Source organism: Halogranum roseipondis, assembly GCF_059695585.1.
On sequence record NZ_CM185235.1, the window covers coordinates 3,361,180 to 3,377,087 of the forward strand.

The window sequence follows — 15,908 nt, forward strand, 5'->3', positions numbered from 1 at the left end:
ACGATCCGGGTGTCAGCGGAGCGTTGAGGCGCTCTCTGACTTCGGGGGTAGCCGTTCTGGTTACCTCCTATCGTGAGCACAAATGTAACCAGTAGTTCGAAGGTATATAACTGGAAAATGGTAATTTAGAAATCGCAGCACAATCTGTGTAATTTAGTTAAATACTGAATCTGTTTTGTCTAGCCGATCCCGAGCCAACTCGCAATATTCTCTAGTAATTTCATACCCGCACGTGTGACGCTGATTTCGAACAGCGGCTACTGCAGTTGTTCCTGACCCACAAAATGGATCTAGAACAGTGTCCTCTCGGAAGCTGTACAAGCGTACCAGTCTCTCAGCTAGTTCAATAGGAAATTGTGCAGGATGACTCCCCTGTTTGACTGGAGCAATCTGCCAGACTGACTGAGCGTACTCACGCCATTCTTTACGTGATAGTTTGCTGTCTTCCTTCTTTTGTGACCCTTGTGAAGGTAGGACACGCCGTTCGTGATACTCCTCAGAAACCCACTTCCTGAAGACAAGAATCTGTTCGTGATTTTGGTTGACAAGGAAGTTCGTAGGATAGGGGTAGCTTCCGAACAGAGGGCGATCTCGACCACCTGAGTTAGAGTATGTCTTCTTGATCCAGATAATCCCATCAAAGTAGTCAAAGCCAGCCTCAAGAGCGAGCATATAGGCGTGAGCGGCTAGACGATGCTGGTGCGTACGCTTGTCTTCTGGTTTTGAAGTTCCCAATACAAAACAAACTTTTGCGTCCGGTTTTGTCACTCGGTACAATTCATCGAGTACCGCCTGCATCATCGACTCCCACTGATCGATTCCCTGAGAGTCGTCGTAGTCGGAGTACCCCTCTCTTGCTGTAAAACCACCTACATGATAGGGAGGGGACGTGACCACAAGGTCGACGCTTTCATCCGGAACGGCATCCATATTACGTGAATCTCCTTGGATTATCTTATCATGCCAATCAAACAACCCAATTCGTCGGGCTTCGTGGAGGCATTCTCGACTACAGACACAGGTGTGCTTTGTCCGTTCTACTCTACTTTTCGAGCGAACGAATTCTTCGTCACAAACTGGACAGTCAAATTCGATTTTACGGGACTTTTTTGGGACGCCGAGTTTTCGCCTCCATTTCGAAATAGTAGTATGGTCCACTCCTAGTTGATCAGAGATGTCCTTCAACGTCCGGCCTTTTTCGTAGTATTCTCGGCGTAGCCAGTCATAATCACGATACTTTCGAGACACACCCAAGAGCACATCTCTATCCTGTATCTATCTTCCTATTCACTTACAAATCGTGTTGCTTCTCACTAAGCCGATTGATTGCCACGGTACGCCCTCGGGGGTGTCATACAATAGTTCTCAACCACCAGTATCAGTACCTCACAAAGCATCCTCGGCTAGCGGTTTCTGAAGGTTGAGTTCTGGGTCGGAGTGGTCGCACTGACGGTTTCGATGAGGGAATCAGAGACGAATCGACGCAGAGTCGTCGCTGTCGGCGGCGGTCTGCCGCCGACGCGACAGTGTTGCCACTTCACCGCACGTGAGCCCGGTCGGTGGTTACCGGTGGAATCGGTCGTCCGGTGGTCTGTTTGCGGGGACGGCCCGACGCACCGCGAGGGCCGTCCACGCTGCCCGAGTTACCATGTCGATGAACTCCTCGAAGGGCCACCACCAGAGGCGACGCCCGCCTCGGCGGGGCGTCGCCACGTACTCCCAGTGCAAGTACCGCCAGACGTTCTGAACCAGCAGGCTAATCACCACGAACAACAGCCGTCTCGCTGGATCTTGCGTTGTTGTCGAGATGAGCGTCGACTCCGAAAGACGGTAGCTCGCCTCGATCCCGAACCGCTTGCTGTAGTGGGATCGAGCCTGTCGTGGTTCGTCGATGAACGGCGCGTCAGCGGCATAGCCGTGACGCGCCACCCCTTTTTCGCCGTATCGCCCGTTCTTGTAGGTGCAGTCGATCAGCACCGGGAACTCTACGGTCCACTCATGATCGCCAAAGGACGTCGTGAGATCGTGGAGATCTCACGACTCCAGCCTGTGGTGAGTTCTTCTTTGATTTCCTCTCCCCACTTGATGACCGGGATGACGTACGCGAAGTTGTGAACCTGAAGCAGGGTGAGACACTTGCCATCGTAGAAGCCGCTGTCGAGATAGACCGCTTTGACGTCGAACTCGAAGTTGTCGAGTAGTCCAAGGAACTCAGCGAGAACATCGCTGGCGGTGTCGCCGTCGGTGAGACGGCGCACCGCCAGGGTGTAGCGTTTGTTCTCTACACGTGCGTAGAGGGTAGCGTAGGCGTGGAACGCAGTCGTTCCCGCTTTCGCTTCGTGGTAGTAGAGACCGTCTGTGTCGTCTTCGTCGCCGTAGTAGGGCCGCAGGTGGAGGTCCGCAACGACCTCCACCTGCTGGGGAAGCGTTTCGAGGACATCCTGTTGAAGAAGCGTGTTGCCGGTTGATTGGACGGTTTCGAGATCGAACTTGGTGCGAAGGTGGTGGAGAACGCCGTTTCCAGAGGGTGAATCTTGGCTCTTCTCACAGAGTGAGGAGATCGAGGTCCCGTCGGCGGTAGCGCCGACGAGGACCTCGAAGATATCTTCGGGGTCGATTTGAGCGTTTTCACCGAGGTCAAGGCTGAACGCACCGGTGAGTGTGTTAACGAGGAAATTAAGGAGCTGGTCTTCGTGGATTTCACTGTCCGCTTGGTTGGTTTGTTTGGTCACAACTCAACAAGCGGACTTCTGAACTAACGGCTTTGTGAAGTACTGAGTATTGGAAGTAGGAGTGGTGATCCACTCCCATTTGACCGCTTTGGGTTCCACTCAAAGAGAAACCAGTAATCCGCCAGAGAAGCCGGTCGGTCAATCCAACCTTTCTTCACCACAAAATACGATACATCTCGCTGTAAAATAGAAGGTAACGAGACAGTATGCCACCATCGAACAACAGGAAAGATACAGGAAGTTTTCAGTTTGGGACAGATCTTGAACCAGCCCTCGAAGAAAGACTCAGCAATCTCTCTGATGAAGAGCACGACCGGCTGCTGGATCTTGTCCGTCTTGAGCCGACCGGTAATTCAAAGCTAAAAAAGAGGTGGGACATGGCTTCGGGCAGCGAGGTCCACCGCTATCTGGAGTCAAAGCTGAAGCCGTTCTATTACAGAGACGACGACAGCTACATCCGTGTGATAGAAGAGGCGAAAGATTTTGTCCGTGAAAATAGTGGTCTGAACCAGTACGTGACAGAAGAGTCAGACAATACAGAGGATGTGTCGAAAAACATCCGTAACCGAGATCTCTTGATGGACTTGGTTTCGGTAGCGCAAAGTCTCGGTCATCTGCCGGACGAGGGTGAAATCGAGGCTCATTCCAACTATTCTACCGAACGGTTCTGTGAGGAGTTCGGAGGTCTGTTCGAGGCTTGCCAAGAGGCAGGAATCGTTCCAGACCCAGTTACGAAAGACGACTACATAGCGGCGATAGAGGCAAAGAAAGAGCAAGAGGAAGCTCAAGCAAAAGAAGAGCATGAGTCGTCACCAAATGAGCCTTCAGAAGCAGAGCTGATTGAGGAATTACAGTGGGTTGATGAAGAAACGGAGGGAATTCCGTATCCAGCGGATATGAACAAGTCAGGCGTATTCACGGCCCAGGCTTATCAAAAGAAGTTCGGTTCTTGGGATGATGCGCTTGATGCCGCAGGTATTGACAAAGAAGAACAGTTGCTGGAGGATATGCAATTTGTGGTCGACGAGGTCGGAGGGGAGATTACCCAAGAGGAGATGAACGAGTACGGACGCTACAGCTCCACGATGGCAGCCCGGTACTTCGGAAGCTGGACTAAAGCTAAGGAACGGTTTCAGGAGTGGAGCAAGGAGAAAGAAGAGGAGGAAGCGTCGTCTGAAAAGTTCGATAATATGGTGAATAACCGGCTGGACGATATCCTCGGATAGCCCTCTTATTGATCAACGAGAACGTCCTCTAAACGGTCTTCCCACTTCTGATCGGCTTCATCAATGAATGCCAGGAGGTCGAACTCATCTTTCAGGCTGATGTCTTGGTCGATTGCTTCTACGCCGGAGTCAGCGTACTGCAGAGCCAGTTCCCAGAGCTCACTGTCATCTGGATCTTCGTCGCTGTGTTCCAGTTCTATGAGTTTGTAGATGAACTCAATTCCCTCTCGGTACTCGTTTTCGGATGAACCTCCTACCCGATTCACTTGGATGAAGTCTTGGGAGTAGCTACCTTCGGACTCTGTACGGGGGTCGTCTCGCAGAAATCCGAGGACCAGACCAGCCGCGAACAGTTCGTAATTGGTGTCGAAGGGATAGTTGTTCTCGTCGGTTACATTGACGTTATCATCTTTGCGGGCAGTCCTCAGCACCATTTTTCGGTAGATATCGAACCGGGCTGTTTTGAGTCGTCTGGAGGTGGTAGTACTCATTTGGCAAGCACCCGTTTCAGTTCGGTCTCTGATTCAATTGGACTGACTTGAGAGGATTCGGGGTCGCCTTCCCGCTGGTGAATCTCTAGATGGCTAGAGATGTTATCTCCCATTTGCTCGATATCCTCTTCGTTGAGTTCGCCCGGCTGGTAGAGTATAATCACCTGGTCACGGAAGTTGGGGAAGTAGTCAATCAGGTTCTCTTTGTGTTCTGGGTCAAGCCTGCCGATTGGCGTGTCGATGACAACGGGTGCTTCCCGGGCAGTGAATTTGTTCAACCCAGCGATGAAGGAGTAGGCGATAATCTGGCGAGCTCCTTTGCTGGGATTCTGCTCTTCGATATCCCGGTTGCCGGAGATTGTTTTGACGTCGAGTTCGTAGTCCTTGCTGATAGTGAGACCTTCGTAGACATCATTCTTGTTGGTGAGCTCTTCGAAGATCTTGGAGGCGTGTTTCTCGACACTTTCACGTTGGGTTTCGACGTACCTATTCCGGATCTCTTCCCAAGCATCAGCACACTCGTCGGAGAGTTTCATCAGGGTCCGGTAGCGCTGTTCCTCTTCGTCCGCTGCTTCCATCGAGTTAACTGTCTGCTCCAACTCTCGTTTTTCTTCCTCAAGATTACTGATATCGTCTCCTAGAGTTTCGATTGTACTTTTCAACCCGCCGATCTTCTCATCAAGATCCTCCTTCGTGTTTCGAAGAGATTCCACTTCTTCAGCGGTGACAGTTGCTTTCTCGATATCCTCTTCCAGAGACTCTCTTTCGTCTTCAAGGTCGCTGATATCCTCTTCCCATCCATCAATATCTTCTTGGATGGAGACGTACTCGCTCTTTGCTTGGCTTACGTTCAGATGCTCTGGGTAGTCCCCGGAAGTGAGGCACTCAAGGTGGTCTGAAGCGAATCCTTGAAGTTCCGAGATGGCGCTCATCTCGTCGTTCTGCAGTTGTGTGAGAGTGTGTTCTAAGGTTTCCTCGGCGTCTTCATCGATATCTGCTCCGCAGAGGCAGTTGTCTTGACCAATGAGGTACTTGATGGTGTCTTCCATTCCAGAAACAATGGAGACATCGTAGTTGTCGATGACATGTTTTGCTCCGATACCGATCATCAATGGACCGAGGCGAGAGTGAAGTTCACGCCGCTCTCCACGTTTTTCATTCAGCTTGTCCTGCAAGCCGTCGTCTTGACCGCTACCTTCGATTTCCTCTTTGATTTCGTTGACCCGGTCCTGTTTGTCGGATACACCGGATGCTTTAGCTAGGCGATCTTCGATTTGACTACGGCGCTTCTCTTTCTGCCGCAGCTTGGTTTGGGCCGAGTCCTTCTCGGTTTTTTTCGTCTCGATATCGCTTTCGACGCGGGTAATTTCCTCTGAGAGGCCTTGCAGCTCTTCTACGTCCGCTGCTTTATCTTTCCACTCATCCTGATAGTAGTCTTTGCCCTCATCTTTGAGGTCGTGGATGGCGTTTTGGATCTCTCGGATGCCGAGAACTGTTTCAATCGCTTCTCGGACATCTGCCTCGGAGTCATTGTAGGATCCGGCGTATCGGTCAAGTTTTTCGCCGTCGAAAAAGAAAAAATCTGAGGCGCTTTCTGGGAGGATACCGTTGATGAACCGGTTGTACTTTTTGGCAGGGTCTTCGTTCGGTGCCTGGTCGATTATCGTTTCTTTCCCTTCGCTGACGCTGGGCTTTCTGACGTTCACGTAGCAGGAGTTCCAATCCCGTTCATCTGGGTCATCGACTTGGTCGAACTCGATAACCCTCTCGATCTCGTAGACGTTCTGATTGTGCGTAAATTCGAGAGTAACGCTGGCTTTTCCCAGTCCTTCCACAGCAGCTTTCCGGTTGATTGCTTGGCGGCGCTTCTCTGACTTCTTTGCGTTCCCTCCTTCAAATCCGTAGAGACAGAAACGCATAGCTGTGAAAAAAGCAGTCTTCCCTCGGTCATTTTTCGCACCCATGAGGATTAGAGGAGAATCACTACTAGTCTGGAGGTTAATATTCACTTCCTTATAGAAGGGCATGAAATTCTCGATGATTGCTTTTTGAACCTTCATGGTTTTACTCCATGCTCCATCCGTTGTCGACGTATCTCTCCAGTATCTGTCTTAATTCCGAGGGAAGCCCTGCCCTCCGGTCCATTGTGACCATTTCTTTTTCGAGGACGTAGATCTCTTTCAGTAAATCTTCTGGGATATTCTTCTTATCAGCCTGTTCAGCGATTAGTTTCTCAATTTCCGGGTCGGTTTCTTCAGTATTCATATCAGTGCTAGATGCCCTAGTCCGTACGGTTCAAGCTGTTCTCGAAGTTCCTGCCTGATTTCTTCTTGATTGTCGGCAGAGTCCATGAGAACCCGACTTCGATGGAGTTCCTTTTTCACAAATTCCCTGGCCGTGTTGTTACCCTGCTCTGCGAGTAGGCCAGGCAACGTGATCATGTCATAGACCGATGCTTTCGATTTATCTTCACTTTTTCGAAGAACACGTCCTCGCCGCTGAATGAATTGTCTCTCATTGCTTGAACTGGCGATGATGATGGCTGTCGGGCAATCTGGTACGTCAACCCCTTCATCAAGACAGTTGATAGCCAGTAGGTAGTCTACCATTCCGTTGTTGAACTGGTAGAAAGCACTGGCCTTCTTGTCTTCATCCATATCGGAGACAAACACGGCGTAGGAGTCTTCTCCCTTCTTTCGATTCAGTTGGTCTTTGATTTGGTCAATCTGCTGATTGTCTTCACAGAATATGATGGCTGGTGTTGGATGATATGTTTTCAGAAAGCGGCCGAATCGATGAGGCTTGTTCTCGGCCTTTTTCAGGATCTTGGCCCTGTCTCGGGAGAGTCTTTCTCGCTTTTCTCTAAGCTTTTGGACGGACTTGCTGGAATTGTCGTTGTTTAGTTCGCTTGTGACTTGGCCTATCTGCTGGCTGTAGCTTTTATACTTCTCGTATTCTTCCTCGTTGAGTTCGCAGATGATGGGATAGTAGTCATAGTTGGATAGATAGTTGTTCTCGATGGCTTCAGCAGTTTCGAACCGGAAGATGATGTCATCGAAGTAGCTCATGATTTTCCGATTTCCGGTGTCGTCGAATCTGCGTTCAGGGGTGGCAGAAAGTCCGATTCGTCGTCCTGCGTCTATTTCGAAGAGTTGGCTGAAGGTGTTTGCACCGTATCTGTGGACTTCGTCAGCGATGATTTGCAGTCGGTTGGGGGGAACTCCTCGGAGGAAGCTTCGGAATGCGTCTCCAACAGCGGTGTGGATGGTTGTCAGGATGAACTGCTTGGGTCGGCTGTGGATTACATCCGTGCTTTCGGTCCGATATGGGTTGACCAGGCTCAGCATCTCTTGTCGCCAATCCGTCTCTCCACTACAGACCAGGATTTCAACGTCTTCGATGAGTTCTTCGATATCTTCTTTCCATTGGTTGAGCAGAGTGGTGGTTGGGACAATGACGAGAGTGACTCTGTTGTCGGCATCGAGGTTTGCAGCTGCTATTGCAGATCTGGTCTTCCCGGTGCCGGTGGCCAATGCGAAGATACCGTGATAGTCGTTTGCGATCCATTGGTCTATGGATTGTTCTTGGTGTTCCCAGAGAGGGATTTCCTCTTCTTCGCTTTCCCCAGTATCCTCTTTGTTGAACAGTTCCAGGTCTGGGTGGCCGTTTACGGTTTCGGGGCTGTGTTCTTTTAGTCCGGATTCTACTGCATCAGGTAGTTCTTTGACGGTTACTCTGGATTCCTCGTTTTTCCAGAGATTGTTGAATGATTCCTGTTTCTCGGAGGTCCGCATCTCGAGGCCGGGCCACCAGCTAGTGTAGACGTCGAAGGATTCGAAGTTGTCTGTCCACGCTAATTCGGTTTCGTTGATGGAGCCGAAGAAGGCGACCTTGTTTCCGTGGTCGTCTGAGAAGATCCCCAGTTTTTCGTGGTAATGGCTGAATGGGTTGAGATTGTCCGCATCGGTCATGTAGGCGATACGGATTTCCAGCATCTCTTCTTCGAGCATCCAGGCGAGGCATTTGAATCGATCCCGCTTCAGGTAGTCCTCGAATTGCTCAGTTGAGAGTCCACGGTGGAGGGCATTTTCTATGACTTCTTCTTCATCCAGGTCGGCTTCTGGTTCAGAGGCTTGCTCTAGTACTTCGATGTCTTCGGGCTTGAGGCGGGGGCTGACGATTAACCGCATTTTGCCGTCGTTCAGAACCAGTTTGGAGATTCCTTGGGCGGCGAGAACAAGTGATTTGCTGTCAAAGTACCCAGCTGCCCGGTCGTATTGGCTCGAGGTTTTCAGGCAGGGTATGTAGAAATCGTTCAGGATGTCGTCGTTACCTGATCGATAGCTGTTTTCGAGGGAAAGGGTTCTGAGACCTTGATGATCTTCGTCCTCGGTTTGCTCAGAAGTTGTTCTGTCAGCCATTCTTGGTTGTTCGTAGGAACGTTTGTCAGCTTATTTGTAACTTCCGCAGGCGGGAGACACTTTGAATAACCTGGTCTGTGGCGTATTCGATCTCTTCACGGGTGTTGTCTTTTCCGAGTCCGAAACGGACTGCGGAGTGCCAGTGTTGCTCGTCGCCTCCTAGAGCTTGGAGTACGTGTGAGGCTTCCACCTTGCCGGTGGTACAGGCAGATCCTGCTGACACAGCTATCTCTGGCTGTAGATTCTGAACCAGTGCTTTGTTTTCGACTCCGAGGAAGCTGACGTTCAGGTTGTTAGGAATCCGTTTCTCTGGGTGACCGTTGAGAACGACGTCTTCGAGTTCATTTTGGAGCCGATCCCACATGTAGGACATGAGTTTGTCAACGTGCTTTCGGCGTTCTTCCATCTCTTGGTCGGCTAACTGTACTGCCTTGCCGAGTCCAACGATTGAGGGTACGTTGAGAGTGCCGGAGCGCCAACCTCGTTCGTGACCGCCCCCGTGGATGAGTGGGTCGAGTTTGACCTTCGGGTTTCGTCGACGGACGTAGAGGGCTCCAACACCTTTCGGTCCGTAGATTTTGTGAGCAGAGATTGACATCAGATCTATTCCCATCTCTTCGACGTTTATAGGGACATAGCCGACTGCTTGGACTGCGTCGGTGTGGAAGAAGACCTCGTTGTCTTTGGCGATTTCCCCGATTTCTTTGAGAGGTGCGATGGTCCCGATCTCGTTGTTGGCCGCCATGACCGAGATCAAGAGAGTGTCGTTTCGGATTGCGTCTTTTACGTCGTCGGGGTTGATGAGCCCGTTTTCGTCGACCGGGAGGTAGGTCACGTCAAAGCCACGGTTCTCTAATGCTTCACAGGCTTCGAGAATGGCTTCGTGTTCGGTTTCTCCGGTAATGATGTGGTTCCCTTTGTCTTTCCTCTCGGCGTAGTCAGCGACGCCCTTGATGGCTAAGTTGTCGGATTCTGTTGCACCACTGGTGAAGATGATTTCTTCCTTACGGCAGTTGAGGACTTCGGAGATCTGCTTTCGTGCTTGTTCCACGCCTTCTTTTGCCTTGGCTCCGTAGAGATGGTCGTCGCTGGCTGGGTTTCCGAAGTTTTCAGTGAGGTACGGGGTCATCTCTTCGACTACCCGCTCATCTACCGGTGTAGTGGCGTGATGATCAAGATAGACTGCGTCGTCAAGGCTGGAAGTCATGGTAGTCCACTATCCGGTTCCACGTCGGTGTCTTCTTTCAACCTGTTGGGGACCAAGGCTTGGAAATCACTGAGATCCCTAATGTTTCCATGTACTCTTATCACACCCCTGTTCAGATGGGCGACGAACTCGTCGTAAAGATCCTCTTCCGGATCTTTGCCCTCTTGGATCAACCGTTCTTTGAGGAGTGCCATGTAGAGTGCGTCGTGTTCTCCGAGCAGGGTGTACCGGTTGAACGTCTGGCCGTCGTTATCGTATTGCTCTGGGTTTGGGGGCCGGGGTTCATTCAGGGAATAACATAGTCCGATCCTGCTGAGGTAGTTTGGTGTGAGCCCAGTATTCCCTTTCAACATTCGTAGCCGATTTGTGGCGTCTGTTCCGATTTGTATCCGATTGAACTCTTTGCTCATTGCGTAACCTCCATATCTATCTCTCCAGCTTGGTCAGTATTCGACCAAAAGTAGCCACGGGTGACTGATGTGTAGCCTTCCTCCTGGTTGTAGTTGAGGTGGTATGCTTGAGTAACGTCGTCGTTCAGTTTGTCGTAGTACTCGTCGTCGATTTCAGTGTCAGTGGAGAACACCAAGACTTGGTGTGCTGCTTCTGGGAAAAAGTTCTCCACTAAGTTTTCGCGGTGGGCTTTGTCGAGACGACCGAGCGGTGTGTCGACGATGAAGGGGAGCGGCCTTCCGGAGATCTCTGCCAGTGCCCAGAGAAGAGAGGTTGCGAAGATCTGGCGCTCACCGGCAGAGAGTTCGGATTGGGGTTTGTGGTTCCCGTGCTTAGTTCGAACTTTGATATCGAGAGCGTCTTCATCAACCTCAATTCCATCGTAAAAGTCGCTCTTATTAGAGAGTGAGAGGTACCGTTCAGTAAGTGCGTCTTCGAGGTTCCGGAGCTTCTCCTTGGCCAAGTCTTCACGATATTCACTCAGCACGTCTTGAACATTGGAGGCCAACTCAGCCCGCTCTGAGACGGTTTCCTTGTCGTCCTTCCGATCGAGCTTGTTTTCAATCTGGTTTCCGAGCCGGGATGTTCGGGTGTCAAGTTTGCTCAGTTCTTCCTCGATATCTCCGACATCAGACTTGAGAGACTCTTTCTCCTCAATCAACTCGTTTAGGTCCTCAATGAGCGGTGAGATGTCTTCTTCTTCCGGGGCACGTCCGAGCTTTTCCTCGATGTTCTGTAGTTCCCGAACCATACTCTCCAACCCGCTGGATTTTGAGCCGAGTGTTTCGGGTACATCATTCAATGCTCGGTCGACGACACCATACATCTCTCGGCGCTGTGCTTCGGAGAACTGGTGTAGGAGCTGTGTGTCCTCATCCTCAACTTGGAACCTGTTCTGGATTTCTGACTGAAGCCGGGTCTTGATTTCCTCAGCTTGGTCTTCAGGCACGTCCAAGTCGCTGAAAACATCGCCGTTCAGGGCCTCGTCGAGTTCGTTGTCAAGCCGTTCTCTGGCAGCAGTGGTTTCCTGTTTCTCGCTTTCGTCTTTCAGCCGGTTGACAACGCTCTGACAGAGGTCAGGTGCAAGTGCGAATGGGTATGCGTCGGTAACGATTTCCCTAATGTCTTCTTCGGCGTTCTCAATTTTCGCATTGAGTTCTGCCCGGCGTTCTTTGAGCTCCTCGCGTTTGTTTGCGTAGGCCCCACCCTCTTGAGCAATTTCGGCTTCCTTAGTATCGATCTCGCTTTCGAGTTCTGCAAGCCGCTCTTCTTTATCTTGCTTCTCGTGCTTGAGTTCTTGTTCCCGGTTCTCTAGTTCTTCTTTCTTTTCTTGGAGTTCGTTGATTTCCTCGGTGATGCCTTCGAGACCGCTTTCATCGAGCTTTCTGGAGCGGTAAATAGAGAGGTCAGCGTCAAGTCTGTCTACGAGATCGAGACCGAGAAGTGAGAAGAGGGAGCTTTCGAAGCTTTCGTCGTCTTCGATTGCGGTGGCGAGTTCTTGGACTTTCTCACCGTCGAAGAAAAAGAGCTGTGAGATTCCCGGCGGGATCAGCTCTTTCAGAAAGTCTTCCCACTGGTCTTTGTCGAGATCAGAGGGTAGTTTTCCGTTCCGACGTACCTCGAGATTCTCAATGATGCTTTTCCCACGGTCACGCCAGGATCGTTCAACGCTATAGTGGTCCACCTCACCCATGTAGGCGTACTCAAATTCGAGGCGGATTGAGGCTTTGTCAGCTGTTTGTTCAGGGTACTCGTGGAGCTTTCCTCTGATGTGGTCCTTGTAATCTGCTTCACTGACCCGTTGGCCCAATGCGCTTCGTCCGTGAAGACAGATTTGAACGCCTCGGAACAGCGTGGTTTTTCCGGCTCCGTTTGACCCGCCGAACAAAATAATAGGAGAGTCTTGAGAAGTGGTTAGCGTAAACTCGTTTCTACCGCGATATGGGCCGAAATCATTGATGACCAGCTTTGTCAGTTTCATTGATTAGAGAGCGTTTATGTCTGCGATTCTGGCGTGTACTGCCACTTTTCGATGTTCTCTTCACCTTCGATATCTGCGACGATTTCTTCCATCGGACGCCAGTCTTCTCGCATGACCTTGTCAACCTCGTTGTAGATCGAGGCTCGGCGTTTCATTCCGTGGTGCTGAAGTTCGGTGTCCAGTAAGCGCTGAACAAGTTCTGGAGGGACATCGTGCTTGTCTGCGATTTCCTTGAGCAGTTTGGCTTCGGTTTCTCCGAAGGCACCGTAGTCGTCTTGGACCCAGCCGATGTCTTTCCCCATAACATCTTCGTAGATATTAGGAACGGAGTCTTCCCAGTCTGCTCTTTCTTCTCGCCAAATCCGGCGGATTTCTCGCAGCTCCTCGTCCCGGATTAGATCCATCTCCTCGTCGTCCGGGAGCTGCTCGTTCACCTTTTGCTGGGTCTCAAGCAGTTTCCTCAGCAGATCTTTGCAGAACTCAAATTTGTGGGCACGGGGGATGATTCCGTTGTCACCGTTGGTCTTGGTTTTAACGTAGCCGTGTTGACGGCCTTTGACCTGCCTGTATTTCGGCTTCTCCTCTGGGTCTTGGGTGGATTTCAGGAAATCACGGAACTCCAGAAGCGGTTCCATCCACTCATCGCCTTCGTCGATCATGTTCTGCATCGCTTTGTCTTCCGAGATGACGGTGCAGGTCCAACAACCGAAGCGGCTGTTACCGCAGGAGGGTGTTTTCGTGTCGATAACCATCGGACATTCATCGTCGGCTTCCTGGTAGAGTGCTGCGAGATCCCGATTTTCTTTGCCCCAGGGACATTCGACTTGCATGAGGTAGGACCAGACGTCGTCGACGATCCAGTCTTCGATGGGTGTGTAGACGAAGGCGTTGGCGAATTTGTTGTGGCGTGAGAGGACGCTGCCTTCGATACTATGCATCTCCATCACCTGTTTCCGAGTCGCGGATTCGGCTTTGCGTGCTCCGAGAACAACTAAGACTTCACCGTGGTCGGAGACTTTCTCTTGGATGAAGCGGTCAGCAGGGTCGATTTTTAGCCGTTCGGTACACCAGCGGAAGGTCTGGTTGGGTGCTGGGTAGCCGCGTCCGATGAGGTTGACCCAGAAGGAGTCGTCAACTTTCGGGGTGACTTTGTGGGCTTTGAAGGGAAGATTCTCTTTCTCAGAGTATTCGTTGATGTTTTCAAGAGTGCTGGTAATATGGTTTACAATCTTGGGTGTTTCGACGAGAGTATCAGAAGAAATGACGTGTATGGGTTTGGTTTGCTGCTCATCTGGGAGATCTTTGATAGCGTACCAAATGAGTTGAAGTGCAGTAGTGGAGTCTTTTCCGCCACTATACCCGATTACCCATGGCCGCTCATCTGCGAGATAGGTTCCTCGTATTTCCTCATAGATGTCTTCGAGAGAACGATTGTCGAATACGGACTCTCCTTTCTCCTGACCCGTATTTGAAACGTCGAGATTGTCAGTACTCATTACTTAGACTCTTGTCTAGGGTAGCCTTCTGGAAGTCACTTGTATGTACCGTTGCCACTACCACCGGTTCCGCTACGATCCGACGATTTTCCATAGTAGATTCTCCTTTCTTAGCTCTGTTTTTCTGAGTCGGGTAGCTCCTTGCCTGACTATTCGGGTTAATGACATTTCATCTTTCATGAGGTGTGTTTCGTAGTTTCCTCGACGCTGATGCCACTGAATTTCTCAGTATGTCTGATGAATCTACCTGCTTCCCTTCGACGACGCAGTAATCCATTGGTTCATCAGCTATCTGTAGTTCGTAGGAGAAATTATATAATATCTGACTCACCTCCGAAAGCTCTCTTTCAAGGACTTCAAGTTAGTATCTGTCAGAGCCAGAGTGTTGTTGAAGCTGCTGATAGAGATCATCTTTGGCGAGGTACTGTTTGAACAGGTATGTCTGCTCGTACTCAAATGCAGTGGTGTCTTCCTGTTCGACATCGACGGTGGGCCATCCGTGTTCAGTTGAACTATGAGTGGCGAATTGCCGGGCGTTGTGATTTGGGCAAAGATCTCAAAGCGGCTGAATTCAGCCGTTCATGTATGCACCTAATATTACTCGCAGTGTTAACCGAACATCGATGGGTTTCGATCGAGACAGTGAGATAGTATCTATCCAACTTCAGACACGGACGAAGATAGTACCGCTACGGTAACGATTCGATTTCGTTCCGAAGCTCTTCCTCATTACGCCATTCGAGGCATCGTCCACCAGTTAGCAGCATCTTGGTATGGGAGGCAGCCATTCCGTTGTTGAACTGCTCACGTTCCATATCCTCATCACTGTACCGGCGCTTCAGAACCCAGACTTTCTCCCGGTACGACGGTGCGAACAGCAACCCAAGTTCCCATACGTATCCTCCGTCAAAATCCTCCAATACAGCGACGATGTGCGTTGCTCGCCCGCACAATATGTCGAATACACGAGTCCACAGCTCAATATCTTCGTGTGTCAGTCCAAAATCCTCTAATCGAGTTGCGACTGCATCCTCTCGTTCATCAAGGAGATTGTATACTTCCATCCGTCGTGTTGCAGCACCGGTCTCTCCACCAGCACCGACGATTAGGTAGCGGCGGTCGTGACCCTTGATACGGCGCATCTCCTCACCGTTTACCAGGTCCTTGACGCGCTGGTGTTCGGTTGGCGAGAGACTGATATCCTCGATTCCACTCAGAATCTCGGATTCCGTCGGAATGTCGTCCTCAACTTCTCTGGTTCCGGAGTCCGTTTCCTCATTATTCATTAATTGGTTGTACTATCGTTTGACTTATCAACTCTTGGTTTGGCGTCTGATTAGTTCCAGTACTAGTTGCGCTTTAGACTCAGTTAGATGCAAGTGTTTATGCTGTCGGAGACCAAAGACGGAGATATGAGACCGCAAACGGAGGTGGCCGGGGATGAACGCGGTGCGAACAGGAAGGAGACTAACTTCGATACATGGCGTGCCCTCCAGCGAGTCGTCGACAAGAAGCGTGCAGACATCATTGCCGACATCGTGGGGCATCCGAAAGGAGCACCTACTGTCGAGGAACTGGATTACATGAATCCTCCACTAAGCGAGGACTCGATTCGACGCCACCTGAAAACGTTAGCGGAGGTTGGCGTAGTCAGGGTTCGTGAACTTGGGGCAGGGGATCGGGTTCGAGACTTCCCGTACCAATTCTTCGAGATCACCCCGGAAGCGCGGGAATTGTTCGATCAGAACGGGTTGTTCCCGGAAGAGGCGTGGAGGCGTCAATACGCTGCTGTCGAGAAGACCAGTCGAATCGAAGAGGTTGAATCCATGCCTCGACCGGACAACTAATCCGGAACATTACTCCCCATTGAATTTGCTTCAGTGCCACCGGTAGTTCCGGGCCCG

General features: G+C 50.8%; 12 protein-coding genes and 1 pseudogene. 2 read left to right on the forward strand and 11 right to left on the reverse strand.

All coding sequences use genetic code 11. The features are described 5' to 3' along the window. Positions 1-153 precede the first annotated feature (153 nt). Together EOHIBHHM_RS17545 and EOHIBHHM_RS17550 are read right to left on the reverse strand one after the other, a co-directional pair. The gene (locus EOHIBHHM_RS17545) at positions 154-930 is read right to left on the reverse strand and encodes a DNA-methyltransferase (RefSeq protein WP_497252872.1); all 777 of its coding nucleotides are present in this window, start codon (positions 928-930) and stop codon (positions 154-156) included. Between the two features lie 633 nt (positions 931-1,563). After that, a pseudogene (locus EOHIBHHM_RS17550) lies at positions 1,564-2,732 on the reverse strand (ISH3 family transposase). A gap of 206 nt (positions 2,733-2,938) precedes the next feature. Between EOHIBHHM_RS17550 and EOHIBHHM_RS17555 the strand changes: the two are divergent. Continuing rightward, positions 2,939-3,958 (forward strand): DUF5797 family protein, encoded by a 1,020-nt coding sequence (locus tag EOHIBHHM_RS17555; RefSeq protein ID WP_497252874.1) that lies wholly within the window; start codon positions 2,939-2,941, stop codon positions 3,956-3,958. 5 nt (positions 3,959-3,963) lie between these two features. On the opposite strand, the gene EOHIBHHM_RS17560 is transcribed toward EOHIBHHM_RS17555, so the two are convergent. From EOHIBHHM_RS17560 to EOHIBHHM_RS17600, 9 genes are all read right to left on the reverse strand, one after another. Beyond that, entirely contained in the window at positions 3,964-4,449 is a 486-nt protein-coding gene (locus EOHIBHHM_RS17560; protein WP_497252876.1) for a hypothetical protein, read from the reverse strand. Beyond that, the gene (locus tag EOHIBHHM_RS17565) at positions 4,446-6,509 is read right to left on the reverse strand and encodes an AAA family ATPase (RefSeq protein WP_497252878.1); all 2,064 of its coding nucleotides are present in this window, start codon (positions 6,507-6,509) and stop codon (positions 4,446-4,448) included. The genes EOHIBHHM_RS17560 and EOHIBHHM_RS17565 overlap by 4 nt, the downstream gene beginning before the upstream one ends. A 4-nt stretch (positions 6,510-6,513) precedes the next feature. After that, positions 6,514-6,714, reverse strand: coding sequence for a DNA modification system-associated small protein (locus tag EOHIBHHM_RS17570; protein WP_497252880.1), 201 nt, complete (start codon positions 6,712-6,714; stop codon positions 6,514-6,516). Continuing rightward, complete coding sequence (locus EOHIBHHM_RS17575) at positions 6,711-8,870, reverse strand: DEAD/DEAH box helicase family protein (RefSeq protein WP_497252882.1); 2,160 nt, start codon at positions 8,868-8,870, stop codon at positions 6,711-6,713. Before EOHIBHHM_RS17575 ends, EOHIBHHM_RS17570 begins: the two co-directional genes overlap by 4 nt. A 25-nt stretch (positions 8,871-8,895) precedes the next feature. Next, positions 8,896-10,077: a cysteine desulfurase family protein gene (locus EOHIBHHM_RS17580; protein WP_497252884.1), complete on the reverse strand. Its 1,182-nt coding sequence runs from the start codon at positions 10,075-10,077 to the stop codon at positions 8,896-8,898. Beyond that, positions 10,074-10,487 (reverse strand): DNA sulfur modification protein DndE, encoded by a 414-nt coding sequence (dndE, locus tag EOHIBHHM_RS17585; protein ID WP_497252886.1) that lies wholly within the window; start codon positions 10,485-10,487, stop codon positions 10,074-10,076. The genes EOHIBHHM_RS17580 and dndE overlap by 4 nt, the downstream gene beginning before the upstream one ends. Then, on the reverse strand, positions 10,484-12,508 hold the full coding sequence (gene dndD, locus EOHIBHHM_RS17590; RefSeq protein ID WP_497252888.1) for a DNA sulfur modification protein DndD: 2,025 nt from the start codon (positions 12,506-12,508) through the stop codon (positions 10,484-10,486). The genes dndE and dndD overlap by 4 nt, the downstream gene beginning before the upstream one ends. A gap of 14 nt (positions 12,509-12,522) precedes the next feature. Further along, the gene (gene dndC, locus EOHIBHHM_RS17595) at positions 12,523-14,004 is read right to left on the reverse strand and encodes a DNA phosphorothioation system sulfurtransferase DndC (protein ID WP_497252890.1); all 1,482 of its coding nucleotides are present in this window, start codon (positions 14,002-14,004) and stop codon (positions 12,523-12,525) included. Between the two features lie 689 nt (positions 14,005-14,693). Further along, the gene (locus EOHIBHHM_RS17600; RefSeq protein WP_497252892.1) at positions 14,694-15,290 is read right to left on the reverse strand and encodes a DUF8170 family protein; all 597 of its coding nucleotides are present in this window, start codon (positions 15,288-15,290) and stop codon (positions 14,694-14,696) included. A 126-nt stretch (positions 15,291-15,416) separates the two neighbouring features. Between EOHIBHHM_RS17600 and EOHIBHHM_RS17605 the strand changes: the two genes are divergently transcribed. Continuing rightward, positions 15,417-15,851, forward strand: coding sequence for an ArsR family transcriptional regulator (locus EOHIBHHM_RS17605; RefSeq protein ID WP_497252894.1), 435 nt, complete (start codon positions 15,417-15,419; stop codon positions 15,849-15,851). Positions 15,852-15,908: the final 57 nt, after the last annotated feature.